This window comes from Pseudomonas sp. RGM 3321 (genome assembly GCF_022836805.1).
Taxonomy (GTDB): Bacteria; Pseudomonadota; Gammaproteobacteria; order Pseudomonadales; family Pseudomonadaceae; genus Aquipseudomonas.
Genome location: NZ_JALHBH010000098.1, coordinates 59,520 through 85,017, shown reverse-complemented (window position 1 = coordinate 85,017; position 25,498 = coordinate 59,520). Strand labels below are relative to the sequence as shown.

The 25,498-nt window shown below is 60.0% G+C and carries 22 protein-coding genes; 6 read left to right on the top strand and 16 right to left on the bottom strand.

All coding sequences use genetic code 11. The features are described 5' to 3' along the window. The first annotated feature begins 1 nt into the window (after position 1). The gene (locus RGM3321_RS07325; RefSeq protein ID WP_244392318.1) at positions 2-1,585 is read left to right on the top strand and encodes an ABC transporter ATP-binding protein; all 1,584 of its coding nucleotides are present in this window, start codon (positions 2-4) and stop codon (positions 1,583-1,585) included. Positions 1,586-1,613: 28 nt separating this feature from the next. On the opposite strand, the gene RGM3321_RS07320 is transcribed toward RGM3321_RS07325, so the two are convergent. The 4 genes from RGM3321_RS07320 to gabT form a co-directional block, all read right to left on the bottom strand. Next, on the bottom strand, positions 1,614-3,110 hold the full coding sequence (locus RGM3321_RS07320) for a methyl-accepting chemotaxis protein (RefSeq protein WP_244392317.1): 1,497 nt from the start codon (positions 3,108-3,110) through the stop codon (positions 1,614-1,616). Between the two features lie 312 nt (positions 3,111-3,422). Then, on the bottom strand, positions 3,423-3,911 hold the full coding sequence (locus RGM3321_RS07315; RefSeq protein WP_002555947.1) for an Lrp/AsnC family transcriptional regulator: 489 nt from the start codon (positions 3,909-3,911) through the stop codon (positions 3,423-3,425). A gap of 47 nt (positions 3,912-3,958) precedes the next feature. Beyond that, positions 3,959-4,615 (bottom strand): 2-haloalkanoic acid dehalogenase, encoded by a 657-nt coding sequence (locus RGM3321_RS07310; RefSeq protein ID WP_244392338.1) that lies wholly within the window; start codon positions 4,613-4,615, stop codon positions 3,959-3,961. An 81-nt stretch (positions 4,616-4,696) separates the two neighbouring features. Next, entirely contained in the window at positions 4,697-6,001 is a 1,305-nt protein-coding gene (gene gabT, locus RGM3321_RS07305) for a 4-aminobutyrate--2-oxoglutarate transaminase (RefSeq protein ID WP_244392316.1), read from the bottom strand. A 284-nt stretch (positions 6,002-6,285) separates the two neighbouring features. Here gabT and RGM3321_RS07300 point away from each other — a divergent pair, with 284 nt between their 5' ends. Beyond that, positions 6,286-7,215, top strand: coding sequence for a glyoxylate/hydroxypyruvate reductase A (locus RGM3321_RS07300; protein WP_244392315.1), 930 nt, complete (start codon positions 6,286-6,288; stop codon positions 7,213-7,215). A gap of 699 nt (positions 7,216-7,914) precedes the next feature. Beyond that, on the top strand, positions 7,915-8,592 hold the full coding sequence (locus RGM3321_RS07295; protein WP_244392314.1) for a transposase: 678 nt from the start codon (positions 7,915-7,917) through the stop codon (positions 8,590-8,592). A gap of 434 nt (positions 8,593-9,026) precedes the next feature. Here RGM3321_RS07295 and RGM3321_RS07290 read toward each other — a convergent pair whose 3' ends face one another. The 12 genes from RGM3321_RS07290 to RGM3321_RS07235 all read right to left on the bottom strand — a co-directional run bounded on the left by RGM3321_RS07290 (position 9,027) and on the right by RGM3321_RS07235 (position 22,657). Further along, positions 9,027-10,484, bottom strand: a complete 1,458-nt coding sequence (locus RGM3321_RS07290) for an NAD-dependent succinate-semialdehyde dehydrogenase (protein WP_244392313.1) — start codon at positions 10,482-10,484, stop codon at positions 9,027-9,029. Positions 10,485-10,598: 114 nt separating this feature from the next. After that, positions 10,599-11,756 carry an acetylornithine deacetylase gene (gene argE, locus RGM3321_RS07285; RefSeq protein ID WP_244392312.1) on the bottom strand — a complete coding sequence of 386 codons (1,158 nt, stop codon included), beginning with the start codon at positions 11,754-11,756 and terminating at the stop codon, positions 10,599-10,601. Beyond that, complete coding sequence (locus RGM3321_RS07280) at positions 11,753-12,907, bottom strand: FAD-binding oxidoreductase (RefSeq protein WP_244392311.1); 1,155 nt, start codon at positions 12,905-12,907, stop codon at positions 11,753-11,755. Before RGM3321_RS07280 ends, argE begins: the two co-directional genes overlap by 4 nt. Next, a complete protein-coding gene (locus RGM3321_RS07275) occupies positions 12,904-14,313 on the bottom strand; it encodes an FAD-dependent oxidoreductase (RefSeq protein ID WP_244392310.1) in 1,410 nt (469 codons plus the stop codon). The genes RGM3321_RS07280 and RGM3321_RS07275 overlap by 4 nt, the downstream gene beginning before the upstream one ends. Continuing rightward, positions 14,292-14,603 (bottom strand): (2Fe-2S)-binding protein, encoded by a 312-nt coding sequence (locus RGM3321_RS07270; protein WP_244392309.1) that lies wholly within the window; start codon positions 14,601-14,603, stop codon positions 14,292-14,294. The genes RGM3321_RS07275 and RGM3321_RS07270 overlap by 22 nt, the downstream gene beginning before the upstream one ends. Next, on the bottom strand, positions 14,600-16,441 hold the full coding sequence (locus RGM3321_RS07265; protein WP_244392308.1) for an ABC transporter ATP-binding protein: 1,842 nt from the start codon (positions 16,439-16,441) through the stop codon (positions 14,600-14,602). The genes RGM3321_RS07270 and RGM3321_RS07265 overlap by 4 nt, the downstream gene beginning before the upstream one ends. Before the next feature lies 1 nt (position 16,442). Then, the gene (locus RGM3321_RS07260; RefSeq protein WP_004659576.1) at positions 16,443-17,321 is read right to left on the bottom strand and encodes an ABC transporter permease; all 879 of its coding nucleotides are present in this window, start codon (positions 17,319-17,321) and stop codon (positions 16,443-16,445) included. Then, positions 17,318-18,274 (bottom strand): ABC transporter permease, encoded by a 957-nt coding sequence (locus RGM3321_RS07255; protein ID WP_244392307.1) that lies wholly within the window; start codon positions 18,272-18,274, stop codon positions 17,318-17,320. The genes RGM3321_RS07260 and RGM3321_RS07255 overlap by 4 nt, the downstream gene beginning before the upstream one ends. A gap of 31 nt (positions 18,275-18,305) precedes the next feature. Beyond that, positions 18,306-19,943, bottom strand: a complete 1,638-nt coding sequence (locus tag RGM3321_RS07250) for an ABC transporter substrate-binding protein (protein ID WP_244392306.1) — start codon at positions 19,941-19,943, stop codon at positions 18,306-18,308. A 90-nt stretch (positions 19,944-20,033) separates the two neighbouring features. Further along, positions 20,034-21,308, bottom strand: a complete 1,275-nt coding sequence (locus RGM3321_RS07245; RefSeq protein WP_244392337.1) for an FAD-binding oxidoreductase — start codon at positions 21,306-21,308, stop codon at positions 20,034-20,036. Positions 21,309-21,374: 66 nt separating this feature from the next. Then, positions 21,375-22,043 carry a haloacid dehalogenase type II gene (locus RGM3321_RS07240; protein WP_244392305.1) on the bottom strand — a complete coding sequence of 223 codons (669 nt, stop codon included), beginning with the start codon at positions 22,041-22,043 and terminating at the stop codon, positions 21,375-21,377. A gap of 170 nt (positions 22,044-22,213) precedes the next feature. After that, positions 22,214-22,657, bottom strand: a complete 444-nt coding sequence (locus RGM3321_RS07235) for a hypothetical protein (RefSeq protein ID WP_244392339.1) — start codon at positions 22,655-22,657, stop codon at positions 22,214-22,216. Between RGM3321_RS07235 and RGM3321_RS07230 the strand changes: the two genes are divergently transcribed. From RGM3321_RS07230 to RGM3321_RS07220, 3 genes are all read left to right on the top strand, one after another. Next, positions 22,589-23,446: a GNAT family N-acetyltransferase gene (locus RGM3321_RS07230; protein WP_244392304.1), complete on the top strand. Its 858-nt coding sequence runs from the start codon at positions 22,589-22,591 to the stop codon at positions 23,444-23,446. The two genes, RGM3321_RS07235 and RGM3321_RS07230, sit on opposite strands and share 69 nt — an antisense overlap. 320 nt (positions 23,447-23,766) lie before the next feature. Continuing rightward, on the top strand, positions 23,767-24,480 hold the full coding sequence (locus tag RGM3321_RS07225; RefSeq protein WP_244392303.1) for a cupin domain-containing protein: 714 nt from the start codon (positions 23,767-23,769) through the stop codon (positions 24,478-24,480). Between the two features lie 449 nt (positions 24,481-24,929). After that, positions 24,930-25,379: a hypothetical protein gene (locus RGM3321_RS07220; protein WP_244392302.1), complete on the top strand. Its 450-nt coding sequence runs from the start codon at positions 24,930-24,932 to the stop codon at positions 25,377-25,379. The last annotated feature ends 119 nt before the right edge of the window (positions 25,380-25,498 follow it).

Here is a 25,498-nt window from a genome sequence, read left to right as displayed (position 1 = left end):
CATGCAAGACAACCTGATTGAAATTCGCGACCTGCGGGTCGCCTTCAACGGCCACGAAGTGGTGCATGGCGTCAGCCTCGACATCCGCCGTGGCGAATGCCTGGCGCTGGTGGGCGAATCCGGATCTGGCAAATCGGTCACTGCGCATTCGATTCTGCGTCTGTTGCCGGCGAAAACCGTCAGCACCCAGGGCTCGATTCGCTATGACGGGCTTGACTTGGTTACTGCCAGCGACAAGCAGTTGCGCAGCCTGCGTGGCAACCGGGTGGCGATGATTTTTCAGGAACCCATGAGCTCGCTGAACCCGCTGCACACGGTCGAAAAACAGATCGGTGAAATTCTCGTCACTCACAAGGGCCTGAAGGGCAAGGCCGCGCTGAGTCGCACCATGGAGCTGCTGGAACTGGTCGGCATTCGTGATCCGCTTGCACGTCTCAAGGCGTATCCGCATCAACTGTCGGGCGGGCAACGGCAGCGCATCATGATTGCCATGGCGCTGGCCAACGAGCCGGATCTGCTGATCGCCGACGAGCCGACCACCGCACTGGATGTGACCGTGCAGGTGAAGATTCTGGAGTTGCTCAAGTCCCTTCAGCAGCGGCTGAACATGTCGTTGTTGCTGATCAGTCACGACCTCAATCTGGTGCGGCGCATCGCCCAGCGGGTCTGCGTGATGCGTGAGGGCGAAATCGTCGAGCAGGCCGATTGCCAGGCCCTGTTCGATAATCCGCAGCATCCTTACAGCCGCTTGCTGATCAACGCCGAACCGGACGGCGAGCCGGTGCCGTCCACGCACAGCAACACGCTGTTGTCGGTACAGGACCTGAAAGTCTGGTTCCCGATGGGCAAAGCCTGGTTCAAGCGCGAGCCGCAGTATGTGAAGGCAGTGGATGGGGTGAGTTTCGAGCTGCTCAAGGGCAAAACACTCGGGATTGTCGGCGAGTCCGGTTCGGGCAAATCGACCTTGGGCCAGGCGATTTTGCGTCTTGTCGATTCAGAGGGCAGCATCCGTTTCGGCACCAAGGAGCTGAGCCTGCACAGCCAGCACCTGATGCGCCCGTTGCGTCGTCAGTTGCAGGTGGTGTTTCAGGACCCGTTCGGCAGTCTCAGCCCGCGCATGACCGTGGAGCAGATCATCGCCGAAGGCCTGGTGACGCACAATATCGGCACGCCGAAAGAGCGTGAGCAGACGGTGATCCGCGTGTTGCAGGAAGTCGGGCTGGACCCGGCAACCCGGCATCGTTACCCGCACGAGTTTTCCGGTGGGCAACGCCAGCGCATTTCCATCGCCCGGGCGCTGGTGCTTGAGCCAGATCTGATCCTGCTCGACGAGCCTACGTCAGCGCTCGACCGTACCGTGCAGAAACAGATCGTCGCCCTGCTGCGTGACCTGCAAATCCGTCATGGCCTGACGTACCTGTTCATCAGCCATGACCTGGCGGTTGTCCATGCGCTGGCGCATGACCTGATTGTGATCAAGGACGGCAAGGTGGTCGAACAAGGCCCGTCCCGCGATATCTTCGCCGCGCCGCAGCAGGCCTACACTCAGGAACTGCTGCGTTCTTCGGGGCTGGTGTTTGCCTGAGCCTGAATTTGAAAGCCAGGTACGAAAGCTAGTTGTGGAAACTCTGGCCCAGCGCCTCCAGGCGTATGGCCAGCGGCGACAGGCTCTGGCTGCTGGTCGCCAGCACACCGATATTGGCGGCGGTGTGCTCGGCGATGGTCTGCACCGAACGTAATTGACCGGCGATTTCACGGCTGGCGGTGGACTGCTGTTCAGTGGTCGTGGCAATCAGGCCGTTAAGCTGGGTGATATGACCGATACCTTCGCCTACTGCACGCAGGGATTCCGACGCCCGCTGGCTGTTTTCCACACAACGCCCCACGCCTTGCAGGCTGTCGTTCATGGCTGTAGCGGCCTGACGGCTGCCCTTTTGCAGGTCTTCGATGATGGTCTGGATTTCCTTGGTGGAAGACGCGGTGCGTTGCGCCAGATTGCGCACCTCGTCGGCCACCACCGCAAAGCCCCGGCCCTGCTCTCCGGCCCGGGCAGCTTCAATCGCTGCGTTCAGCGCCAGCAGGTTGGTCTGCTCGGCAATGCTGCCGATCACGTCCAGCACCTTGCCGATCTGCTCTGACTGGTTGGCGAGTGCCTGCACGGTTTCATCGGTGGTGTTGATGCGCGCGGCAAGCTGAGTGATTTCGCTCTGCGCACGGTCAACGCTGTCGCGCCCGTGGGCCACCTGATCGCTGGCGTCACCGGCACGCTGCACGGCTTGCGCAACATGGCTGGAGATATCGTTCATGGCATCACCCATGCGCTGCATCGCGCCGGTCATGCGGGCGATCTCGCTGAGTTGATGCTGCGCCCCGGTTTCCAGCGTACCGCTGGCTTTGGCAAGGTCATGACCCAGCTCGCCAAGCCCGCGAGTGTCACGCACTACGCCATCGACCAGGCCGGTGATCTGCGCCAGGAACTGCTCGAACCGTTGCGCCAGAGAGACGTGTTTGCCCGACTGCTGGCTGGACTGGTTATCGGTAGAGAACTGGTTGGTGGTGGCCAGCATGCGATCGAGCATGTCCTGATTCTCGACCGCCTCGGCCTGATTCTGCACCGCCAGGTACACCAGAATCGCGCTTTCAACCACCACATACACCGCATGCACAAGCACCATGCTCCAGCCGAATCCGTGGTGCATGACGTACACGGGGAAGCCGGAATGCTGCAGGGCATGGAAACCGATGTGGTGGAGGGCGATGGTGACGGCAGCGACCAGAATCGGCAGCCAGTCGCGGTAGAAGGTCAGCACAGCGAGCAGGACAAAGATGCCGAAATGTATCTCGACCTGCCCGTGGGTCTGATTGATGTGCAGCGCGGTCATGACCATCAGGCCTACACCGAAACAGCAACGCATCAATCGGGTGCCGCCGATGGCCCGATACAGCCCGGTCAGCACCACTGCGGTGCCGCCACCGACGCCGAAGGCCTGGGTGAAGGTGTCGAACCAGAACGCCAACCCGAGCGCGTAGATGAACAACAGCCAGATCAGACCCAGCATGATCCGGTCGGCCTTGCGGTAATGGTCAAGGAAACGAGGGGCTACGGGCATCGAACACATCCTTTTGAAATCCATGGCGACAGGGGCCCCTGCCGGTTTTCAAATCTTCACGAGCAAAAGCCCGGCCAAAGTGCCGTCCGGATAGTAGCGCTATGCCAGAGTTTCAGACATATATTATTCGGTCATTGTTGAGGCGCGACGACCTCTCTGGCTTGAGCAAGCGGCGCTACGCAGATTTGTGACGCAGAGCGTCACGAAGGGCGTTCCCACGCTGGAGCGTGCGGAACGATAATCTCGACTATCGTGCGACGCTCCGCGTCGCATGCCGTTCTGGACGCTCTGCGTCCTCTCCGGGCTAGAGCTTTAATGGCGCAACAGTTTGCGCAGCGGCACGCCGTCTTTCATGACCGGGGATTTGATCACGATGTAGCTGAAGTACTTGGAGATGCCGATGTTCTTGTCCAGCAGTTCTTCGATCACTTCCTGATAGTGCTGAATGCTGCGAGTCATGAAGCGCACCAGGTAGTCGTAGCCGCCGCTGATCAGGTGGCACTCCAGCACTTCGTCGACGTGGCGGATGTTGGCTTCGAATTTGGCGAAGTCTTCACGTTTGTGGTCGCTGAGGGAGATTTCCGTGAATACGGTTACCGATTCGGTGATTTTTGCCAGATTAAGGTGCGCCTTGTAACTGGAAATGTAACCTGCCGACTCAAGACGTTTGACGCGCTGCAGGCAAGGGCTCGCGGAAAGCCCGACGGCGTCGGCCAGGCTGACGTTGGTCATGCGCCCGTCTTTCTGGAGTTCTACCAGGATATTGATATCAATCCGATCCAGTTTGACCAAGCCTTCCATTACCTACCTCTTGTATTGCCATTCACGGTGCCTACCTTCTAGCAAAATCAGCGCCGTAAAGACAGCTGATGCTGAGCGACCAGATCGGCCATGCTGTTGATGCACAAGTCGGCAGTGCATGGCTGACAGTGTTGCTCACGGCTACGGCGGATCAGACACAGCCCACCGGTGCCTAGCGCCGAGGCAGGCGGGCGAGACACAAGAAGCGTTTCACGCGGTTCCAGATCCATCCCGGCAAGCCAGTCCGGATCGTCCAGCGGGTGAGTGGTCAGCGAAAGCAGGCTGTCAGGTTCAAGCCCCAGGCGTTCGCACAGGATGCCGCGATCCTGCAGGTCCCGGTCGGCGTACACCAGCAGCCGATAGAACTTGCGCAGGTAGAGCATCGCGCCGGGTGCATCCTCGAACAGCGTCCAGTTCGGTACGGAACGGGCGAAGGTCATGCCTTCTTCCCAACTGGTCTTGATGCCAAGGCGCTCGGCCAGTTGCCGGTGCGCAAAGCACAGCAGACCGCTGAAACCCAGTTCATCGAAGCGCGGATAGAGCGTGCGCACAACATCATTGAATTCGGTCAGGACCGAGTCTTTATCCGGTGTGTTCAGACCGTTTTCCAGCAACGGCTGCAACGCCGCCCAGACACCAGAATCACGGTCTACCAGAACTTCATCACAATCGATCAGCAGTGCGCGGTAATCAATAAGCCCCATGGCAGGCAACGTCTCCATTCAACAATGATCTCCAGCGCTGGTGGTCGCAGCGTCTCGCGACAACCGCGACCACGCCTACGCTCAGCTGGACTTCAATACTCGTGCCAAGGCGGCATCGAGAATGGTCAGTGCTTCATCGATCTGCTGTTCTGTGGTGACCAGCGGTGCGAGGAAACGCAACACGTTGCGGTACACGCCGCATTTGATCACCAGCAGACCGCCAATGCGTGCCTGATCAATGACCTTCTGGTTGAGATCGGCGTCCGGGCTGCGTGCAGCATCGTTCTTGACCAGCTCCATGGCGAGCATGAAACCCGTGCCGCGCACTTCGCCTATGCAGTTGTAACGGTCTTTGAGCTTGAGCAGACCGGCACGCAAGTGTTCACCCAGCTGTTCGCCACGCGCGAGCAGATTGTCCTGCTCGTACGTATCGATCACTGCCAGCGCTGCGGCGCAGGACAGCGCATTACCGCCGTAAGTGCCCCCCAGACCGCCCGGAAGCGGTGCATCCATGATCTCGGCACGGCCGACCACGCCCGACAGCGGCATGCCGCCCGCGAGGCTCTTGGCGACCGTGACCAGGTCCGGCTGGATACCGGCATGTTCGAAACCGAACCACTTGCCGGTACGACCAAACCCGGTCTGGATTTCATCGAGAATGAGGACGATGCCGTGCTGTTCGGTGAGGGCGCGCAGGGCCTTGAGGAATTCGACCGGTGCAGTCAGGAAACCGCCGTCGCCCTGGACTGGCTCGATCAGAATGGCCGCCACACGATCCGGTGCGACCTGAGTCGCCAGCAGTTCATGCAGCGCCGCCAGGGCCACTTCGGTGGTCACACCGCGGTACTCGTTAGGGTACGGGGTGTGGAACACTTCGGGGGCCATCGGGCCGAAATTCTGTTTGTACGGCTGGCTCATGCCGGTCAGCGTGGTGCCGAGCAGCGTACGGCCGTGGAAGCCGCCACGGAACGAGATAATCGCCGGGCGATTGGTGTGGGCGCGGGCAATTTTTACCGCGTTTTCGACCGCTTCGGCACCTGAGGTGAAAAACACGGCCTTGTGATCGATGCCGCTCTCACCGGCAATCAACATGCTCAGGCGTTTGGCCAGATCAACATAGGGCTGATAGGACGCCACCTGGAAGCAGGCGTGGGTAACCTTGGTCAGTTGCGTCTGTATCGCCTTGACCACGTTGGGGTGGTTGTGGCCGATGTTCAGTACGCCGATGCCGCCGACAAAATCCAGATAGCGCTTGCCATCGACGTCCCACAGTTCAGAACCCTGCGCGCGGTCGATGACCAGCGGGTGGGCCGTGACAATGCCACGCGGCACGAACTGATCGCGCTGGCGGAGCAGATAAGGTGTTTCGTCGACTTTGCTGTTCATGGTTTTACCTGTCGTGGGCCTGGCAGCCGGCGGTGTGGCTGCGATGCTGTTCAGGTTAAGCGTTCAGCGAAATGATCTACGCCGAACTTGCCCTCTCAGATGTCCAGATCGACTGTTTTTCGCCTCGCAAACGGCAGATTCCTTCATGCCTTGCGAGCACCAAGCAATCTGCCGGGCAACGCTGCTTTTCAGTCATGTCGGTGCTCTGCAAAAGGCTGTTTCGACAGATCCTGCTTCCCACTTGCGGCATGATGGGGCTCCACTTTCACACTCAGGAAATGCCCATGCCCGCCCTGCTGTACAAAGCTGACCCCGCACGCGCCGAACGCTGGCGCGTCCTGTTTGCCGAGCACGCGCCGGACATTGAATGGCGGGTGTGGCCGGATATCGGCGACCCGGCCGATATCCACTATCTGGGGGCTTGGCTGGCACCTGACGATCTGCAGGAACTGCTGCCCAACCTGAAAGTGCTGTTCGCCCTGTCGGCGGGTGTGGACCAGCTGGACCTGAGCCGTATTCCAAAATCGCTGCCGGTGGTGCGTCTGCTGGACCCCGGCATCAGTCACGGGATGTGTCAGTACGCGTCTTTGGCGGTGCTGAGCCTGCACCGGGAAATGCTGCGTTATCGGCAACAGCAAGTCGAGGGCGTCTGGAAGGCGCATCCGCTGGTACCGGCGCATAAGCGCCGAGTGGGAGTGATGGGGCTCGGCTTGCAGGCGCAGCATATTCTGTCGAGCCTCAAACCATTCGGTTTCGAGCTGTCGGGCTGGGCGCGTAGCGAGCATCAGGTAGAAGGCGTGACGTGTTATGCGGGTGAAGGACAGCTGCGTGCGTTTCTTGGTCAGTGCGACATTCTGCTGTGTGTTTTGCCGCTGACCGGGCAAACCGAAGGCATCCTCAATCGCCAGCTTTTCGAGCGCCTGCCCCACGGTGCCGCGCTGATCAACATGGGCCGTGGCGGGCATCTGGTGGAAGCGGACCTGCTTGACGCGCTGGACAGCGGCCAACTGAGCGCTGCGGTGCTGGATGTGCTGCAACAGGAACCGGCACCGGCTGATCATCCGTTCTGGCAACACCCGAAGATCATGCTGACACCGCATGTCGCGGCCATGACCCAGCCGGAAAGTGCCTTCCCCGGCCTGCTCGATAACATTCGCCGCTTTGAACGCGGTGAAGCGATGCAAGGACAGGTGGATCGCGGCCAGGGTTATTAACTGAGAATCGCACCTACGCTCGCACCCCGCGTCATACACAAGTCTGCTTTTGATTCTGGCCGCAGGCCATAGGAGCGAACCGGGCGACGCTTCACTTGTTCGCGAAAGCTGCCTCAACTGCCACTGCCACTGCCACGCCTGGCAATCGACCTCAACGGCATGGTTGCGCGCTTCGCGCTTTGGTCCTCGAAAACGGGCGTTTTATGTCCGGAAGCCAGGTTGTGTGAATGCCAGTCTTCGCGAACAAGTTCGCTCCTACGCCCTTCGGGCAGAAGCCAAGGCGAATACGGTCTGCTTTTGATTCTGGCCGCAGGCCGTAGGAGCGAACCGGGCGACGCTTCACTTGTTCGCGAAAGCTGCCTCAACTGCCACTGCCACGCCTGGCAATCGACCTCAAAGGCATGGTTGCGCGCTTCGCGCTTTGATCCTCGAAAACGGGCGTTTTATGTCCGGAAGCCAGGTTGTGAATGCCAGTCTTCGCGAACAAGTTCGCTTGTATGGTAAGACTTGAAGGGAGGAGGAGGGACTTAGTTCGCTTCTGACTGTTCGCGCAGTACAGACCCGTAGGAGATTTCACCCCTCCTCCTTTCACCCAAGCGCCGATAAAGAATGCTTAAGGCTCACAACCTACGATAGAAACAAGCCTGCGCCTCTGGGTGGCCCCTTCAAGTCTGTAAACCTTATCCCCGAGGAGGCGTTATGGCAATGCGGGTTACTCTGGAAAAACCGATCATCGGTGTAGATGTCGCCAAGAATGAGCTGGTGATCTACCACGATCAATATGATCGACTTGAGGCAATCCCCAATACCAAAGCCGCCATCACCCAATGGCTGAAGGCCTTGGCGAGCAGCTGCGCCATCGCCATCGAAGCCACTAACGTCTATCACGTCCTGTTCGCGGATGCGGCCCACGAAGCAGGCTGTGACGTTTATATGGTGGATGGCTATCAGCTCAGTCATTACCGTAAAGGCGTCAACATACGCGCCAAAACCGATGCCCAGGATGCTCGTTTGCTGGCCCGATACCTGAAAAACGAGCTTGATGAGTTGCGGCCCTGGATACCTGCCAGCCCGCTTTATCGGCAGCTTCTGAGCCTGTTTCGACGTCGTGCAGCCTTGGTTCAGCGAGGCGAGTTCAGCGGAGCGAACGCCTTTATCGCGTGTCTTGGGCTGGACCTGAGAGTATCCAAATCAGGGCAAAGTGATGGACCTCGTCGATTGACCAAACGCGGCGATCCAGAAGCCCGACGGTTGCTGCACAACGCGGCTATGTCCGGGAGCCGTACGCCGGCCTGGAAGCCTTTTTATGAAGAACAGAGAAAGCGTGGCTTTAGTACAACTCAAGCGCTGGTCATGCTCGCCCGAAAGTTAGCTTGAGTAGTCTTCGCTCTGTTAAAGAACCAGAGCGAATATCAAACAAAAGTGGCTTGAGGGCTTTCCCAAAACCATAGAATCTCCTACGGCCTTCGGGCAGAAGCCAAGGCGAATACGGTCTGCTTTTGATTCTGGCCGCAGGCCGTAGGAGCGAACCGGGCGACGCTTCGCTTGTTCGCGAAAGCTGCCTCAACTGCCACGCCTGGCAATCGACCTCAAGGGCATGGTTGCGCGCTTCGCGCTTTGGTCCTCGAAAACGGGCGTTTTATGTCCGGAAGCCAGGTTGTGTGAATGCCAGTCTTCGCGAACAAGTTCGCTCCTACGCTCTCCTACGCTCTTCGGGCAGAAGCCAAGGCGAATACGGTCTGCTTTTGATTCTGGCCGCAGGCCGTAGGAGCGAACTTGTTCGCGAAGGGGACTCGCTGTTTTCTCCGCCTCTACAACCCGCCCACATGAAACGCCTTCACTTCCAGGTATTCATCCAGGCCGTAGCTGGAGCCTTCGCGGCCGAGGCCGGATTGTTTCACGCCACCGAAGGGGGCGACTTCCATGGAGATGATGCCGGTGTTGAGGCCGACCATGCCGAACTCCAGCGCCTCGCCGAAACGCCATGAGCGACGCAGGTCCTGGGTGAAGTAGTACGCGCCAAGGCCATAAGGCGTGGCGTTGGCCAGTGCCAGCGCTTCGGCTTCGTCGGTGAAGCGCATCAGTGGCGCAACAGGCCCGAAGGTTTCTTCGTTGGCCAGCAGCATGCCCGCGTGGGTATCGCCCAATACCGTGGGCTGGACGAACTGGCTGGCGCCGTCGGGAGAACCGCCGTGCAGCAGTTTCGCTCCCTGGCTCAGCGCATCGTCGATATGCCGGGCGACTTTGCTGACCGCTGCCGGGTTGATCAGCGGGCCAATGGTCACGCCCTCTTCCAGGCCGTTGCCGACCTTGAGTTTGCTCACTTCTTCCACCAGCCGTGCAGCAAAACGGTCGTAGATGCCGTTTTGCACCAGAATCCGGTTGGCGCATACGCAGGTCTGCCCGGCGTTGCGGAATTTGCTGAGCATGATGCCCGTCACCGCCTGTTCCAGGTCCGCGTCGTCAAACACAATGAAGGGTGCATTGCCGCCCAGTTCAAGGCTCAGACGTTTGATATGTTCGGCGCTCTGGCGCATCAGCAGACGGCCGACCGGTGTCGAGCCGGTAAAGGAAATCTTGCGCACCACCGGGTTGCCGGTCAGTTCTTCACCAATGCCTGCGGGCATGCCGGTAATGACGTTGAACACACCGGCAGGAATACCCACACGCTCGGCCAATACCGCCAGCGCCAGAGCAGACAAAGGCGTGAGGTCCGATGGTTTGACGATGATCGGGCACCCTGCGGCCAAGGCTGGCGCGCACTTGCGGGTGATCATTGCGTTGGGGAAATTCCACGGGGTGATTGCGGCGCACACACCCACCGGCTGCTTGAGGGTCATCAAACGACGGTCTGCGCTGGGCGCGGGGATGGTTTCGCCGTAGGAGCGGCGCGCCTCTTCAGCGAACCATTTGACGAAGCTCGCGCCATAGCGGATCTCGCCACGCGATTCGTTCAGCGGCTTGCCCTGCTCAAGGGTCATGATCAGCGCCAGGTCTTCGACGTTATCGAGCATCGCCTGATGCCAGCGCTCCAGCAGAGCGGCGCGCTCGGCAGCGGGACGTGCGCGCCAGGCGGGCCAGGCACGATCCGCAGCTTCGATGGCGCGACGGGTTTCAGGGCCATTCAGGGCCGGAACCTGCGCGATCATTTCGCCGGTCGCCGGGTCGCTGATGGTCAGCGTTGCACCATCGTCAGCGCTGATCCATTGCCCATCGACGTAGGCGCGGTCTACCAGCAGGCTGGGGTCTTTCAACTGATTCTTGAGCATGGTCGAGTCCTGTTTCGGGATACCTGCCAGTCTAGGCAGGCGCCGCAGTCCAGGATGCTGAAAGCAGGATAACGGCAGCGTCCGATGCTGAAATTTGCCCTCGGACGGCAGCCTCTACTGCTTCAACGAGCCCAACAGGGTTTGCAGAAAGCGCTCGCCCGCGTCCATCTGGCTCTCGTCGATAAACTCGTCCGGCTTGTGTGCCTGCTCGATGGAGCCTGGCCCGCAGACCACCACCGGCACATTCAGGCGCCCGGCGAACAGGCCGCCCTCGGTGCCATAAGAGACCTTGATGTGCTGCGTGCCCGGCTCGGCAAACGCATGCAGCATGCGCACCGCCTCAACGCTCGGATGAGTCTCCAGCGCCGGGTATTCGTTCATCACTTCGATTTCGATTGCGGCCACGCCCGACAATTGTTTCGCCTCGCGTACCAGCACTTCGGCGCGCTCGCGCAGTTGCTCCAGCAGCACGTCAGGATTGTCGCCCGGCAGGTTGCGGTATTCGAATTCCATGGTGCACAGGTTGGGCACAATGTTCAGCGCCTTGCCGCCATCGATACGGCCGATGTGCACGGTGCTGTAAGGGATGTCGTAACCCTCGTCACGCGCGCCCTGCTGTTCGATCTGCTTCTGGCTCTTGCGCAGCTCGGCAATGAAATCGCTGGCCAGATGAATCGCGTTGACCGCGCGTGGGGCCAGCGAGGAATGTGCCTCCTGGCCTCGACAGAAGGTGCTATAGGACGCCTTGCCCTTGTGACCGACAGCGAACTGCATCAGGGTCGGCTCGCCAACCACGCACAGGAACGGGCGTACCGGTGCCAGATGCAACACATCCAGCAGCCGCCGCACGCCGACACAGCCGATCTCTTCATCGTGGGACAACGCCAATTGCAGCGGGCGCATCAGGGTAATGTCCGCAGCATCGAGCATCGCGTCGATGGCCAGGGCAATGAAGCCCTTCATGTCGCAGGTGCCACGGCCGTAGATGCGCCCGTCGCGCAGGGTCGCCTGAAATGGCGGCATCGTCCATGCCTGGCCCGCAGCAGGAACCACGTCGGTGTGCCCGGAAAGCAGCACGCCCGGCATGTCACGCGGGCCGGTGCTGGCGAACAGGTTGGCCTTCTTGCCGGTCTCGTCCTTGACGATCAACGACTCGATGCCTTTGCTGGCCAGCAGTTCACGGACGTATTCGATCAGTGCCATGTTCGGCTCCGACGAAACGGTGTCGAAGGCAATCAGGCGTTTGAGAATTTCCAGGGCGCGGGGGCTCATGAGGCTTTACTCGCTTGTTCGGTAACGATTTCAAAACGGCGAATGTCGAACGGGCTGATCGAGGTGCTGGTGGTGCCGGTACTGATCAGTTCAGCCATCACGTCGCCCACGCCCGGACCGAGCTGGAAGCCGTGACCGCAGAAGGCGAACGCATAGAACAGTCCGTCGACCTTGCCGCTGCGGCCCATCACCGGCAGCGAGTCCGGCGTGTAGCCTTCGATGCCGCTCCACACGCGGATGATGTTCAGGTTGCCGACGCCGGGCAACAGGCGACGCATCTGCTGCACCTGATTGATGATGCTACGCGGCTCGACATAGGCGCGGCGGTTGACCATGTCCGGCTTGCTGCGAAAGCCACCGCCGATGACGATGTTGCCACGTGCGATCTGTCGAAAGTAGATCACTTCGTGAGGAATTTTGGTGAATACGCCGATGACGGTCGGCAGCGCATAAGGCACCGGTTCGGTCACGGCCATCTGCGGGCCATTGGTTTCCAGCGGTACGGGCTCGCCAAACTGCGCGGAGAGTTTTTGCCCCCAGGCACCTGCGGTGATCAATAATTGATCGGAAGTAAAAATGCGCCCGTCAGTAGTGGTGACTTCAAATTCGTGACCGACCTTTTCCACATGCGCCACTTCGGTACGCTCTTCGATCCGCGCCCCGGCACGAATTGCTGCGCGCGCAAAAGCAGGCGCGGCCAGACGCGGGTTGGCGTGACCATCGTGCGGCGCGTAAGAACCGCCCTTCACGTCAGACCCGAGAAACGGAAAACGCTCGTGCAGCGCTTTGCCGCGATAGATTTTCAGGTCCAGCTCACGGGCTTCCGGAGCCGCGGCATAAGCTTCCAGTTCAGCGATTTCATCCTCGCGATAGCAGACGCGCATGTGCCCGCTGGGCAGAAATTCCAGGTCTTCGCCGATCAGTTCCGGCAGCCGCTGCCACAGCGCACGGGAACGGTTGGACAGCTCCAGCTGGCCCAGATGACGACCCTGACGCCGCACGTTGCCAAAATTCACGCCGCTGGCGTATTGGCCGACCACGTCACGCTCCAGCAGCGTCACCGACTTGCCGCGCTGACGCAGAAAGAACGCCGACGCCGAGCCCATGAAGCCGCCACCGACAATCAGCACATCCACTTTCGGTTGTTTCATGAGGTCACCTCGTCCACCAGCATCGACAACGGTTTGACCGGTGCCTGCCCGCGCTGACGACCGACCTGCTCGACCGGCACACCGGCTTGGGCCGCGATTACTTCGGCGCCGGCCTGTGAGCAATAACGCCCCTGGCAACGGCCCATGCCGACGCGACTGAAAGCCTTGGCGCGGTTGACTTCGCATGCGCCCTTTTCGCGCACCACGCCGCGCAACTCGCCTGCGCTGATCATCTCGCAGCGGCAGACAATCGCTTCATCGGGCAACGCAGCTGCCTGAGCAGCAGGCCAGGGAAACGCTTCGGTCAGCCCGACACGGAAGCGGTCCATGACGACCAGATTCTTGCGCACTTCTTCGCGGCGTGAGTTATCCACAGGCCGGCCAAGATCGTCCAGCAGCGCCATCGCCGCCAACCGTCCTGCCTGTTCGGCAGCATCGGCACCCCGAATTTTTGCGCCGTCGCCCGCTGCATAAACGCCGTTCACCGAGGTGCGACCGTCTTCGTCGACCGCCAGCACCCATTGCCCGGACGCTTCGTCGAAGCGTAACTGGCAGCCGGCGAGGTCCGCCAGCTGGGTTTCCGGACGCAGGTGATAACCCAGCGCCAATGCATCGCAATCGATGTTCAGCGAGGTGCCATTGGCCAGCTTCACGCGCACGCCGGTCACGCCATCCTGTTCGCTGCCCATGATTTCTTCGGGCTGCACACCCAGATGTACCGGCACCTTGGCGCTGTATAGCTGGCCGAGCAATTTCATGCCGTTGAACAACAGGCCGGGGCGTGACAGCAGCTTGGGCATCGCGCCAAGGCGCTTGCTGAACGGCGAGGTATCGAGCACAGCGGCCACATCGGCACCCGCTTTGACGTACTGGCTGGCGACCAGATACAGCAGCGGACCGCTGCCCATGAACACCACGCGGCTGCCGATGGAGACGGATTGAGCCTTGAGCGCAATCTGCGAGCCGCCCAGGCTGTAAGTGCCTGCCAGTTGCCAGCCCTTGATCGGCATCAGCCGGTCCGTGGCACCGGCACACAGGATCAGCGCGTCGTATTCGACCACGGTATGCACGCCTTGGCTGGCGCAGCACAGCTCGCCGTGCGTGAGGTTCCAGGCCAGCGTGTCGGGGCGATAGTCGACCTGCGAGCGCAGACGATCAAAGCTTTCGTGCAGGTCACGTGCCTTGGCCGCTTCAGTGCCGTACAGCGCCGAATAATCATGCTTGAAGCCTTCGGGCTGACGGCGATAGATCTGCCCGCCGTCACGCCGGTTTTCGTCGATCAGGATCGGCTTGATGCCCGCCGCCAGCAGGGTTTGCGCACAGCGGGTGCCGGCCGGGCCAGCGCCAATGATGACGACTCTAGGGCTGGCAGGGTTCTGAACGTCTAACCGTGAAGAAGTGGCCATTTCGCCTCCGGTTGGGTGGTGACGATATCGAGTCCGTCGCGGACTTCGTTTGAGCAGGCGCGCAGCCGTTCGCCGCTGCGTGTCCAGACCCAGCAGTCCTGGCAGGCGCCCATCAGGCAAAAACCGGCACGACGTCCCGGATCGAACTCGGACTGGCGCAGTGTGCTTTTGCGGGTCAGCAACGCCACCATCAAGGTGTCGCCCTGCAATGCTTCTATGGGTGCGCCATCGACCATCAGGCTCACAACCGGGCGATCACGCTCGCCCAGTCTCACAAAACGGCCACTCATGCGTAGGCTCCCACGGTCACAGGATTAAGGTTTTCTTGTACGGCTTGCAATTCGTCGCTGTCGCGATGGCAGAGGATTTCGCTGCCGCCTGCGATCATGCGACGGCCCGGCGCGGTCTTGTTGCACAGGCCTTCGACACGGGCCGGACAGCGATTGAGAAAGGTGCACAGTTCCGGGTTGTTGGCCGGGGCGCTGATCGGCGGCAGCTTGCCGCTGGTCACACCACAGGTTTCCAGCCAGCCCTGACGCAGTTCCGGCACCGAATGCACCAGCAAGTCGGTGTACGGATGGAACGGCACACGGTTGAACGCTTCGCGGCTGCCCTCTTCGACCTTGTGGCCGCTGTACATCACCACAATGTCGTCGCACAGCGCGCGGACGGTGGAAATGTCATGGCTGATGAACAGGTAGGAAACGCCCAGCTTGCGGCGCAGTTCGCCGAGCAGTTCAAGGATGCACGCGCCCACCACGGTATCCAGCGCCGAGGTCACCTCATCACAGAGGATCAGGTCCGGCTTGGCCGCCAGTGCGCGGGCCAGGTTGACGCGTTGTTTCTGGCCACCCGACAGTTCGTTGGGACGCCGCTCGGCCAGCTCGCGAGGCAGACGCACCAGGTCCATCAGTTCGTCAATGCGATCATGCAGGGCTTTGCCCTTCAGGCCGAAATACATCTTCAGCGGGCGCGCCAGAATTGCGCTGATGCTGTGCATCGGGTTGAGCGCGGTGTCGGCGTTCTGGAAAACCATCTGGATGCGCCGGAATTGCTCTTCGGTGCGTCCCGCGAGGGTACCGGACAATTCGGCACCGTCGAATGTCAGGCTGCCGTGCGCCGGGTCCAGAAGACCGGCGACCACACGGGCCAGGGTCGACTTGCCCGAACCGGACTCGCCGATCACGCCAATGGCCTGGCCACGGCGAATGGTCAGGTCGATGTCTTCCAGCACACGAATCATCGGCATGCCTTGCAGGTTCTTTTTGCCGTAGCCCGCCGTCAGGCCCTTGATGGTCAGCAGCGTGCTGTCCTTGACCACTTCGCTGGCCGGTTTCAGTACTTTGTCGGGCCGCGCCGCTGCCAGCAGGCTGCGGGTGTAGGCGTCTTCCGGGCCTTTGAGCAGTGCTTCAGTGCTGCTCTGCTCGATAATCCGCCCGCCATTGAGCACCACGATCTGATCAGCCATCTGCGCCACAACGGCAAGGTCGTGGGAGACATAGACCGCCGTCGCACCGCGCTCGCGCACCACACGCTTGAAGGCGCGCAGCACGTCGATCTGCGTGGTGACGTCCAGCGCCGTGGTCGGCTCGTCGAGGATCACCAGCAACGGGTCGCTGATCAGCGCCATGGCCGCCATCACACGTTGCAACTGACCGCCCGAAACCTGATGCGGGTAACGCTGGCCGATGCTTTCCGGGTTGGGCAAGGCCAGGTCGCGGAACAGCTCTACGGCCTTGGCTTGCAGGTCTGCACGGCTGCCCAGACCATGAATCAGCGCGCCTTCGATAACCTGATCAATAAGTTTTTTTGCCGGGTTGAAAGCCGCCGCGGCACTTTGCGCAATGTAGGAAACACGGTTGCCGCGCAGGCCCTGCAACTGGCTTTCGGGCAGGCTGAGCATGTCGTGCTCGCCCACCTGAACCACACCGCCAGCCAGTTTGCAGCCGCGTCTGGCATACCCCAACAGGGCCAGCGCAATAGTCGTCTTGCCGGAACCGGACTCGCCGATCAACGCCAGCACTTCGCCTTTTTCCAGCGCGAAGCTGACGCCTTTGACGATCTCCAGCTCGCCCTGATCGCCATCGGCAACCACGCGCAGATCTTGCACACGAATCAACTGGCTCATCTCAATGCCCTCCCGAGCGGCGACCGCGCCGTGAGGCCAGCCGGTCGATGAACAGGTTGACACCTATGGTCAGGGTGCCGATGGCCAGCGCCGGGATCACGATGGCCGGCGCGCCCTGACTCAGCCCGCCGATGTTCTCGCGTACCAGCGAGCCAAGGTCGGCATCGGGCGGCTGCACGCCAAGCCCCAGAAAGCTCATGCCGCTGAGCAATAACACGATGAAACCAAAACGCAGCCCCAGGTCGGTCATCACCGGGTTGAGCATGTTCGGCAGAATTTCCCGGCAGGCAATGTAGATACGACCCTCGCCCCGCGTGCGCGCCACTTGCACGTATTCCAGCGCCTCGATATTCACCGCCAGGCTGCGCGCGATACGAAACGCTCCCGGCGTGTAGCTCAATACCGCCGTACAGATCAGCAGCACCTCGGACGAGCCGAACGCCGACACCATGATCAGCGCCAGCATTTTGCTGGGGATCGAGATGAATGCGTCCATCAGGCGGCTGATGATTTCGTCCAGCCATTTTGGCGCGACCACCGACAACAGCGCGCAGAGCGTGCCAATGCCGCTGGCCAGCACCGCCGAAATCAGCGCCAGGCCCACTGTAAAGCGCGCGCCGACCAGCACCCGGCTGAGCATGTCGCGTCCCAGGTAATCGGTGCCGAACGGATAAAGCGCGCTCATGTTTTCAAACATGTTGTCGGAAACCACTTCGCCGACAGCATGCGGCGCGAGCCAAGGGCCGAACAGCGCAACCATCAGCCAGATGAAGCACACCGTTGCGCCCAGCAAGCCAAGCCATGAGGTGGGGCGGGACGCTTTTTTGCGCAGCACCGGTGCAGGCGCTTCAGGCGTCGATTTCGCAATGAATTGAGTCATTGGGTTCTCAGCCTCGGATTGGAAAGAATTGCACACAGGTCGGCCATCAGCACCAGACCCAGGTAAGCGGAGCAGAACAGCATGGTGCAGCCTTGAACCAACGCCATGTCACGGTTGGTTACAGCATCGACCATCAGGCTGGCGATGCCGGGGTAGTTGAAGATGGTTTCAACGATGACCACCCCGCCCAGCAGGTAGGAAAGGCTCAGCGCCACCGCGTTGACGATGGGCCCGATAGCGTTGGGCAAGGCGTGGTGCAGCACGATACGCACCGGGCTGACGCCCTTGAGACGGGCCATTTCCACATACGGACTGTCCAGTTGGTCGATGACCGCAGCGCGGGTCATGCGCGCCATCTGTGCCACGATCACGCAGCACAGAGTCATCACCGGCAGCGCGTAAGTACGCATGAACTGCCACGGCGAGCTGACGTCACCGCCATACGACAACGCCGACAGCCAGCCCAGGTTAACGGCGAAAATCAACACCGCCAGGGTGGCCACCAGAAATTCGGGCACCGCCACCAGTGTCAGCGTGATGAAGCTCAGCGCCCCATCAAGGCGGCTGCCGCGGTACATCGCTGCGCCAATGCCCAGCGCCAGCGCTACCGGTACCGAGACCAGCGCGGTGGTTGCCGACAGCATCAGGGTTTTCGGAAAGCGTCCGGCAATCAGCTCGGACACCGGCATTGCGTTGGACACCGACTCACCGAAGTTGCCACCGAGCAGGTTGGTCAACCAATGCAGGTAACGCACCACACCTGGCTGATCCAGGCCCAGTTTTGTACGCAATGCGGCGACCTGTTCAGGTGTCGCGAATTGCCCAAGGGCCTGTTGTGCCGCGTCTCCAGGCAACACCGCCGTAATGGCGAAGACCACGATGGAAACGATCAACAACGTCACGATCGCCGCGCCGAAGCGCTGCACGATCAACCAGAGTGTGTTGCTATTCATCTGCATCCTCCTGCTCGGTTCAGCGTTGCATTTACGCGTCCAGCCAAACCTGCTCGCTGAACATGTAGCCCATGAAGCCGCCCAGCGGGTTGCTGGAATAGCCCTGAACGCGCTTGTCCACGCCGTCGATGTTGCTGATGAACACGGGGATGCCGATACCGCAGTTCTGGCTTACCAGAGTCTGCATGTCGCCGTACATTTTGGCGCGCTTGGCGTCGTCGGTTTCCCCGCGGGCCAGCAGCAGCAATTGGTCGAACTGATCGTTTTTCCAGCCGGATTCGTTCCACGGTGCCGAGGACTGGAAGAACTGCGAGAAGATCACGTCGGCGTTCGGTCGCGGGTTGATGTTGCCGAAGCTCAGCGGATGCTTCATCCAGTGGTTGGACCAGTAACCATCGCTCGGCAGGCGGTTGACGTTGAGCGTCAGCCCGGCCTGTTTGGCCGACTGTTGCAGCAGCACGGCGATGTCCACCGACCCGGTCGCAGCAGGCGATGCGGCTACGGCCATGGTGATTTTTTCCATGCCGGCTTTCTTGAGCAGGAATTTGGCCTTTTCCGGGTCATAGGCGCGTTGCGGCAGGTCAGCGTTGAAGTAGCGCGAGCCGGGCGCAATCGGGTGGTCGTTACCGACGCGGGCATAGCCACGGAAAACGGCCGATTTGACCTGTTCACGGTCCAGCAGGTACTTCATGGCCTCGGTGAATTCCGGGCTCTTGCCGGGCATCTGGTCCTGGCGAATGATCAGGTCGGTGTAGTTGCCGGACGGCGCATCCACAACGCGGTGCTTGGCACTGGCCGCGATGCGTGTGGTCGAGCGCGGGTTGACCTCGTTGATCATGTGCACGTCGCCGGACAGCAGCGCGTTGACGCGTGACGGCTCGTCGGCAATGGCAATGAATTCGATCTCGTCCAGGTACGGCAGGCCTGGTTTCCAGTAGTTAGGGTTGCGCGCACTGACTGAACGCACGCCAGGGTTGAATTCCTTGACGGTGAACGGGCCGGTACCGATGCCCTTGCTGAAATCTGTCGTGCCTTCGGGCACGATCAACAGGTGCGAAACCGCGAGGATCGACGGCAATTCGGCGTTTGGCGAGCTGAGGGTGATCTGCACTTCCAGCGGGCCGGTGGCCTTGATCTCGGAGAACTGCGCCATCAGCGGCAGCACTTTCGAGCCGGTGGCCGGGTCTTTGTGGCGCGACAGGGAGAACACCACGTCGCCAGCGGTCAATGCCTTGCCGTTGTGGAAGGTCACGCCCTGGCGCAGGGTTACGGTCCAGACCGTGGCGTTGTCGCTCTCGATCTTCTCGGCCAGTTCCATGTGCGGAACCAGATGGCTGTCGAAACGGGTCAGACCGTTGTAGAACATGAAATGGCGAACGTAGTCGGTAGACAGTGCGCCCTTGGCCGGGTCAAGCGTGTCAGCGGTGGAACTGGACATGCCCGCCACACGAATGCGACCGCCTGGCTTGCCTTTGACAGGCGCATCGGCGTCATCGGCAAAAACCTTGCCCGCCGCACCGAACAGGCTGGTTGAGCCCGCCGCAACCACACCTGCAACACCCAGCATACGCAGCGCATCGCGCCGCGACAGACCACGATTGAGACCTTCGAAAACACGCAGGCTGTCTTGGCCTGTGATCAACTGGGAGTCGGGTTTTTTGTCAGCCATATCAGTTCTACCTGTCGAAAAGGGGAAATTCCGAGTTGCTCACGGTTGGCCGGAGCGTCCTTCAAGCACACGCGACGGTTAAACAGAAACTCAGTGGCGACTGTCCTGATAGCGGTAATACGCACCTACCAGCGGCAGAAACCACGGCTTGCCGAAGTGGCCGGGAATGGCTGGCCAGTTCAGGTCTTTCCAGGGATTGGCCAACGCCTTGCCTTCCATGACCTCAGCCATCACCCGCCCCATATGCACCGACATCTGCACACCATGGCCGCTATAACCCATCGAGTAGAAGACGCCGTTGTGTTCGCCTGCACGCGGCAGACGGTCGGACGTCATGTCCACCAGCCCGCCCCAGCAGTAGTCGACCTTGACGTGCGCCAGTTGCGGGAACATCTGCACCATGGCCGCCTGCAACACTTTGCCGCTCTTGGCATCGGAACTGCTGTTGGACATGGCGAAGCGTGCCCGCCCGCCGAACAGCAGGCGGTTGTCCGGAGTCAGACGGAAATAGTTACCGATCAAACGGCTGGTCACGTAAGCGCGTTGGTTGGGAAACAGCTGGTCAATCAGCGCCTGAGGCAACACTTCGGTAACGATGACGAAACTGCCGACCGGCACGATGCGTCGGCGATACCAGCCCAAGCCGCCGTGCTGGCAGGCACCGGTCGCCAGCAACACCTGCCCGGCCTGAATAGAGCCTTTCGAGGTGTTGACCACGAAGCCGCCACGGTTGGCTTTCCAGTCCTTCACCGTGGCGCCCTGATACACCTTCGCGCCGTGGCGCACAGCCGCATCGGCCAGGCCCAGGCCGAAACGGCCGACGTGCATCTGCACACCGTTGCGCTGCAGCAGGCCACCGTGAAATTCGCTTGAATCGATTTCGCTGCGCACGTCCTCAGCAGACAGCAACTCGACGTCGGCATCGACCTCACGACGAATCAGCTCGCAGGTGCGCGCCAGTCCTTCGTAATGCCCAGGCTTGGCGGCCAGCTTGAGCTTGCCGTTACGCTTGATGTCGCAGGCGATGTTTTCCTGCTCGACCACGGTGATGACGCTCTGCACCGCACTTTCATAAGCCTTGTAATACTCACGGGCCTGATCGGCCCCCAGGGTCGCGCTCAATGACGCGTAGTCCTGAGCCACGCCGGTATTGCACTGTCCGCCGTTGCGGCCCGACGCTTCGCCGATCACCCGGCCAGCTTCCAGAACCACCACGCTGGCACCTTTCAAGGCCAATGCACGCGCCGCCGCAAGACCGGTGAAACCGCCACCGACCACCACAACGTCAGCCTGCCCCTCCACTGCGCCGTCCTGCGCGCCGGTAAAGTCTGGAGCCGTATCGAGCCAGTAAGACTCACTGCGCATTCTGTTCCCCTTGTCACTCATAGAAGAGCACCTTGAAAAATGCCGGCATTGCGCGAGTTGTCCGGTTTAGAGGCCGACCAGCCCGGCCAGACCGCCGATGTCCGGAATCTGGTGATATTCATAAAAGCTGTTGGCTGGCTGTTCATGACCACGCGCCACGAATGCCTTGTTCTTGATTTTCATGTCGTGTGCGGAAAAGAGGTCGTAACGAAAGCTTGAAGACACATGCAAGATGTCTTCCGGGCCGCAACCGAGGTTGTCGAGCATGAACTCAAAGGCTGCCAGACGTGGCTTGTAGACCTTGGCCTGGTCAGCGGTGAACACTTTGTGAAACGGTGCGCCGAGTTTGTCGACGTTGGACATGATCTGGCTGTCGCTGGCGTTGGAGTAAATCACCAGCGGGATCTTGTCGGCGATTTTCGACAGCCCGGCGGGCACATCAGCATGTGGGCCCCAGGTCGGCACGGCGTCGTAATACAGCTGGCCTTCTTCGCGGTATTCAACGTTCCAGCGCTTGCAGGTGCGAGCCAGTGCAACCTTGAGAATTTCGTCGTACGGCATCCAGTCCCCCATGACCTGATCCAGACGATACGCCGAAAAATCCTTGACGAACTGATCCATCTGTTCAGCCGGAACGCGGTCGGCAAAGAGCTCGCGCGTCATGGTGCCCATGTGGAAATTGGTCAACGTGCCGTAGCAGTCGAACGTAATGAATTTTGGTCGAAGAAAGCTCATTGTGTGCGGTCCTGAAAGTTCGTTGAGGTCATGGCATGACGAGCAATCCGGCCTCGTTTCAAGGGCGGTGATGCACGCTGCAGCACAACCTCATTACAACACCGTGAAATCAGCATATGGCGTTAAAAGTGATGGCTGCTTGATAGAAACCACCGTTTTGAGGTGCGCGCTCAGCAGACTTTGCGGAGCGCTCCAGCCTTGGGCAGACCCCGGTTTTTGGCCCTTTTTTGACCCTTTTCAGGGCGCTCGGGCTCAAGGGCGCGGGTTTGCACCGCAGAAAATGCGCCGCGCCAGTGATCTGTAAGCAGCAAATTCAGGCGGCTATATAAGCGGCTATATAAAGAGCCTGAAGCCGAAGAAAAACCACAAGCATTTGCTGCCGGGTGCCCGCCCGATTTAAGCAGTAACTGTGGTCTGGCGAACGGCGGTTTGTGGAATCTGCCGAATGCTTGCAGACCTCTTGTCAGCGCCCGCATCAGGTGGGATACAGCAAGCTTGCCGCAGCCTTTATTCTGCCGGTGCATCCTTCTGGACGGAGACACGTCATGCTCGCTCAGCAACGCCTCGACTTTGAATTTCGCCCCATGACCGCAGCCGACGTCGGCAACGCTCATGAGTTATCCATTGCCCTGAAGTGGCCGCATCGACTGGAAGACTGGGCCATGCTGCAGCGTGTCGCCCAAGGCTTTGTTGCAGTGCACAACGGCCGTTTGATCGGCAGTGCCTTCGCCTGCCATCAGGGCGAGTTTTCCACTATCGGTCTGGTAATTGTCAGCGACGACTATCAAGGCAAGGGTATTGGCCGCAAATTGATGGAGTTTGCTGTCGGCAGCGTGCCGCCGCGCACCGCCATCCTCAATGCAACACTTGCTGGCGCACCGCTGTACGAGAAAATGGGCTTCGTCAGTTTTGGTGAGGTTCAACAGCGTCAGGGCCAGGCACAACTGCCTGACACGACTGCATTGAAAGCACAGGAAAGCAGCCGCGCGCTGAGCGAGACTGACCACGCTCGCGTGCTGGAACTGGCCAACGCCGGTTCGGGCATGGACCGTTCAGCAACGTTGGGCGATGTGCTGAATAACCTTGAGCACGCAGTCGGCATCGAACGCGATGGCCAGTTGCAGGCTTTTGCCCTGTTGCGTCCGTTCGGCCGTGGCCTGTGCCTCGGCCCGGTCGTCGCCCAGACGGTGGAACAGGCCAGGCATATGATCGAGCAACTGCTTGCCAAAGTGCCTTACGCTTTTATACGCATCGACATCCCGACCGACTGCGGCCTGGCGGACTGGCTGGACGAAGCCGGCCTCAAGTGCGTCGACAGCGTGACCTGCATGAGCATGGGCGCAGTCCCGCAAGCCAGCCAGGGCGTGCGCCAGTTTGCGCTGATTACCCAGGCGATCGGCTGACCACCCGGAACAACATCATCGTGTCAATGCTCTGCGTCCGGTCTCGAACAGGTGACGCAGAGCGTCACGACATGCATTACCACGCAGAGCGCTCATCGTTATATATAAGTCTTGGAGAGGCCCGAATACGTGCCTTTCAGGCTTCTGCCCGCAGGGCGTAGGAGCGAACTTGTTCGCGAAGACAGACGATTATACCGGTCCTTTCGCGAACAAGTTCGCTCCTACGGCCTGCGGCCAGAATCAAAAGCGGATTTGTGTATAACGCTGAGTCCGGCGCGTGGCAACGATCATCAATGCTTCAACTTCAGGAGCCCGCCCCAATGCCCCAACCCACTGTTTTGCTATTGGCCCGCGCTGACCTCAGCCCGGTAGACACCGAATTCACCACTGGCCCCATCGATGCGCATGACCCGTTCGATAATGACCGCCGCACAGCGTTCATCGATGATCAGGGCATCGCGGCTGGCGTCGTGCACTTCGGCACTTCACTGTCAGTTGCAGCCTATCCCTACACCGAAATGCTGGTAATGCATCGCGGGTCCGTCATCCTGACCTCCGGCACCGAGAGCATCACGATCAAGACCGGTGAAAGTGCAGTGATCGGTCGTGGCACGCAAGTACTTATCGAAGCGCAACCGGACAGCCTCTGGGCGTTCTGCACATCCACCCAGGCCAGCGGTCCCGACAAACCCGGTGTCACCGCCCTTGACCGCCTCGCCATGCTCACACCGTCTTCACCGCCAGACCCGGCGATCATGATCAGCGCGCTGCCACAGTGCCGCAGCAACAACCTGTTCGAAGACACCGCAAGCACCCTGCGTATCGGCGTCTGGGATTCCACCCCCTACGAGCGCATCTCGCGTCCGCACAAAATCCATGAACTGATGAACCTGATCGAAGGCAGCGTGGTGCTGAGCCTGGAAAACGGCCCAAGCCTGACTGTGAATACCGGCGATACCGTATTCGTTGCACAGGGCGCGCCCTGCAAATGGACCAGCACGGGGTATGTGCGCAAGTTTTATGCGGTGACGTGAAGAAAGTTATTGCGCCCTTCAGGCTTGCAGGGCGCAACATGCTTACATGTTTAACTCTCGCCAGCGCAGTTAATCCAATGCAGCGCTAAAAGACAAGAATAAAAAATATCTTTTGCCAATGCGCGAAGAATCAGACGTTTCCTACTTGCCTTCCTTATCGCCTGTGTTAAAAAACAACGACGAATGTCAGCAAGTAAAAATTTGCTCCTGACGGGCACAGCAAGGCAGCCATGCGCTTCATGCATCGTTTTAACCTTTACCTATCATGTTAACTGGAGATACTTTATCTGACCGACGCATTCACTGTGCGCACGCCTTACTAACCCTCCGCGACACTCTATAAGCTGAACGATCCGTATGGGCACGAACGACCGCTGCCCCGTTTCGTCGCGCTTTTATCTTATTCAAAACGCTATGAAGCTACTCATTTAACTCAAGGACTATTCCCTATGAAAATCAACAAGACCTTATTGGCTTTCCTTGCTTTTGCAACACTGTTCATCAGCGTTACGGCGCAAGCGGGACCAGCAGTCACTGTTACATTTAAAAATCTGGGCTCTGAGGTGGCGGAGTATAAACCCGTTACGCGTAATGAGATCTCTGCCAGGCTGAATGCTAAATCACCGATTAACTCTGCAGTCCCCCCGGGAGGCTCAGATACTTACTCGATGCAAAGCACTCTATCACCGGATACCAGCTACGCCAGTGTTCGCTACGTCATGGGTTCCAAGGTTTGCGTATTCTCGACCACCTTCATAAAGCTTCCCGGTGCAGGCGGGGCCAAGGTGCCTAAATGGAACCGGAGTGCAAATTCTGAAGGCGGTGCTGTCTGCACAGCGACGTCTCGTGCTACCAATCTCTCCACCTACGCGTGGGCTGCTGAATTCACCATGAAATAAGCCCCGGAGCGTGCGTGTCGCATTTTGATACGCACGCTTTTCAGCGGAAAACTAAAGCGATGTCTGGCTGGGCCGATACAAAGAGTGAATATAAAGCCACGGATTGGCCTCTGCCGCGA

What these genes read in the sequence shown, in the direction of transcription:
- RGM3321_RS07325 (WP_244392318.1), top strand. Translation starts at nt 2, where the DNA reads ATGCAAGACAACCTGATTGAAATTCGCGACCTGCGGGTCGCCTTCAAC.
- RGM3321_RS07320 (WP_244392317.1), bottom strand. Translation starts at nt 3,110, where the DNA reads ATGCCCGTAGCCCCTCGTTTCCTTGACCATTACCGCAAGGCCGACCGG.
- RGM3321_RS07315 (WP_002555947.1), bottom strand. Translation starts at nt 3,911, where the DNA reads ATGGAAGGCTTGGTCAAACTGGATCGGATTGATATCAATATCCTGGTA.
- RGM3321_RS07310 (WP_244392338.1), bottom strand. Translation starts at nt 4,615, where the DNA reads ATGGGGCTTATTGATTACCGCGCACTGCTGATCGATTGTGATGAAGTT.
- gabT (WP_244392316.1), bottom strand. Translation starts at nt 6,001, where the DNA reads ATGAACAGCAAAGTCGACGAAACACCTTATCTGCTCCGCCAGCGCGAT.
- RGM3321_RS07300 (WP_244392315.1), top strand. Translation starts at nt 6,286, where the DNA reads ATGCCCGCCCTGCTGTACAAAGCTGACCCCGCACGCGCCGAACGCTGG.
- RGM3321_RS07295 (WP_244392314.1), top strand. Translation starts at nt 7,915, where the DNA reads ATGGCAATGCGGGTTACTCTGGAAAAACCGATCATCGGTGTAGATGTC.
- RGM3321_RS07290 (WP_244392313.1), bottom strand. Translation starts at nt 10,484, where the DNA reads ATGCTCAAGAATCAGTTGAAAGACCCCAGCCTGCTGGTAGACCGCGCC.
- argE (WP_244392312.1), bottom strand. Translation starts at nt 11,756, where the DNA reads ATGAGCCCCCGCGCCCTGGAAATTCTCAAACGCCTGATTGCCTTCGAC.
- RGM3321_RS07280 (WP_244392311.1), bottom strand. Translation starts at nt 12,907, where the DNA reads ATGAAACAACCGAAAGTGGATGTGCTGATTGTCGGTGGCGGCTTCATG.
- RGM3321_RS07275 (WP_244392310.1), bottom strand. Translation starts at nt 14,313, where the DNA reads ATGGCCACTTCTTCACGGTTAGACGTTCAGAACCCTGCCAGCCCTAGA.
- RGM3321_RS07270 (WP_244392309.1), bottom strand. Translation starts at nt 14,603, where the DNA reads ATGAGTGGCCGTTTTGTGAGACTGGGCGAGCGTGATCGCCCGGTTGTG.
- RGM3321_RS07265 (WP_244392308.1), bottom strand. Translation starts at nt 16,441, where the DNA reads ATGAGCCAGTTGATTCGTGTGCAAGATCTGCGCGTGGTTGCCGATGGC.
- RGM3321_RS07260 (WP_004659576.1), bottom strand. Translation starts at nt 17,321, where the DNA reads ATGACTCAATTCATTGCGAAATCGACGCCTGAAGCGCCTGCACCGGTG.
- RGM3321_RS07255 (WP_244392307.1), bottom strand. Translation starts at nt 18,274, where the DNA reads ATGAATAGCAACACACTCTGGTTGATCGTGCAGCGCTTCGGCGCGGCG.
- RGM3321_RS07250 (WP_244392306.1), bottom strand. Translation starts at nt 19,943, where the DNA reads ATGGCTGACAAAAAACCCGACTCCCAGTTGATCACAGGCCAAGACAGC.
- RGM3321_RS07245 (WP_244392337.1), bottom strand. Translation starts at nt 21,308, where the DNA reads ATGCGCAGTGAGTCTTACTGGCTCGATACGGCTCCAGACTTTACCGGC.
- RGM3321_RS07240 (WP_244392305.1), bottom strand. Translation starts at nt 22,043, where the DNA reads ATGAGCTTTCTTCGACCAAAATTCATTACGTTCGACTGCTACGGCACG.
- RGM3321_RS07230 (WP_244392304.1), top strand. Translation starts at nt 22,589, where the DNA reads ATGCTCGCTCAGCAACGCCTCGACTTTGAATTTCGCCCCATGACCGCA.
- RGM3321_RS07235 (WP_244392339.1), bottom strand. Translation starts at nt 22,657, where the DNA reads ATGAGCGTTGCCGACGTCGGCTGCGGTCATGGGGCGAAATTCAAAGTC.
- RGM3321_RS07225 (WP_244392303.1), top strand. Translation starts at nt 23,767, where the DNA reads ATGCCCCAACCCACTGTTTTGCTATTGGCCCGCGCTGACCTCAGCCCG.
- RGM3321_RS07220 (WP_244392302.1), top strand. Translation starts at nt 24,930, where the DNA reads ATGAAAATCAACAAGACCTTATTGGCTTTCCTTGCTTTTGCAACACTG.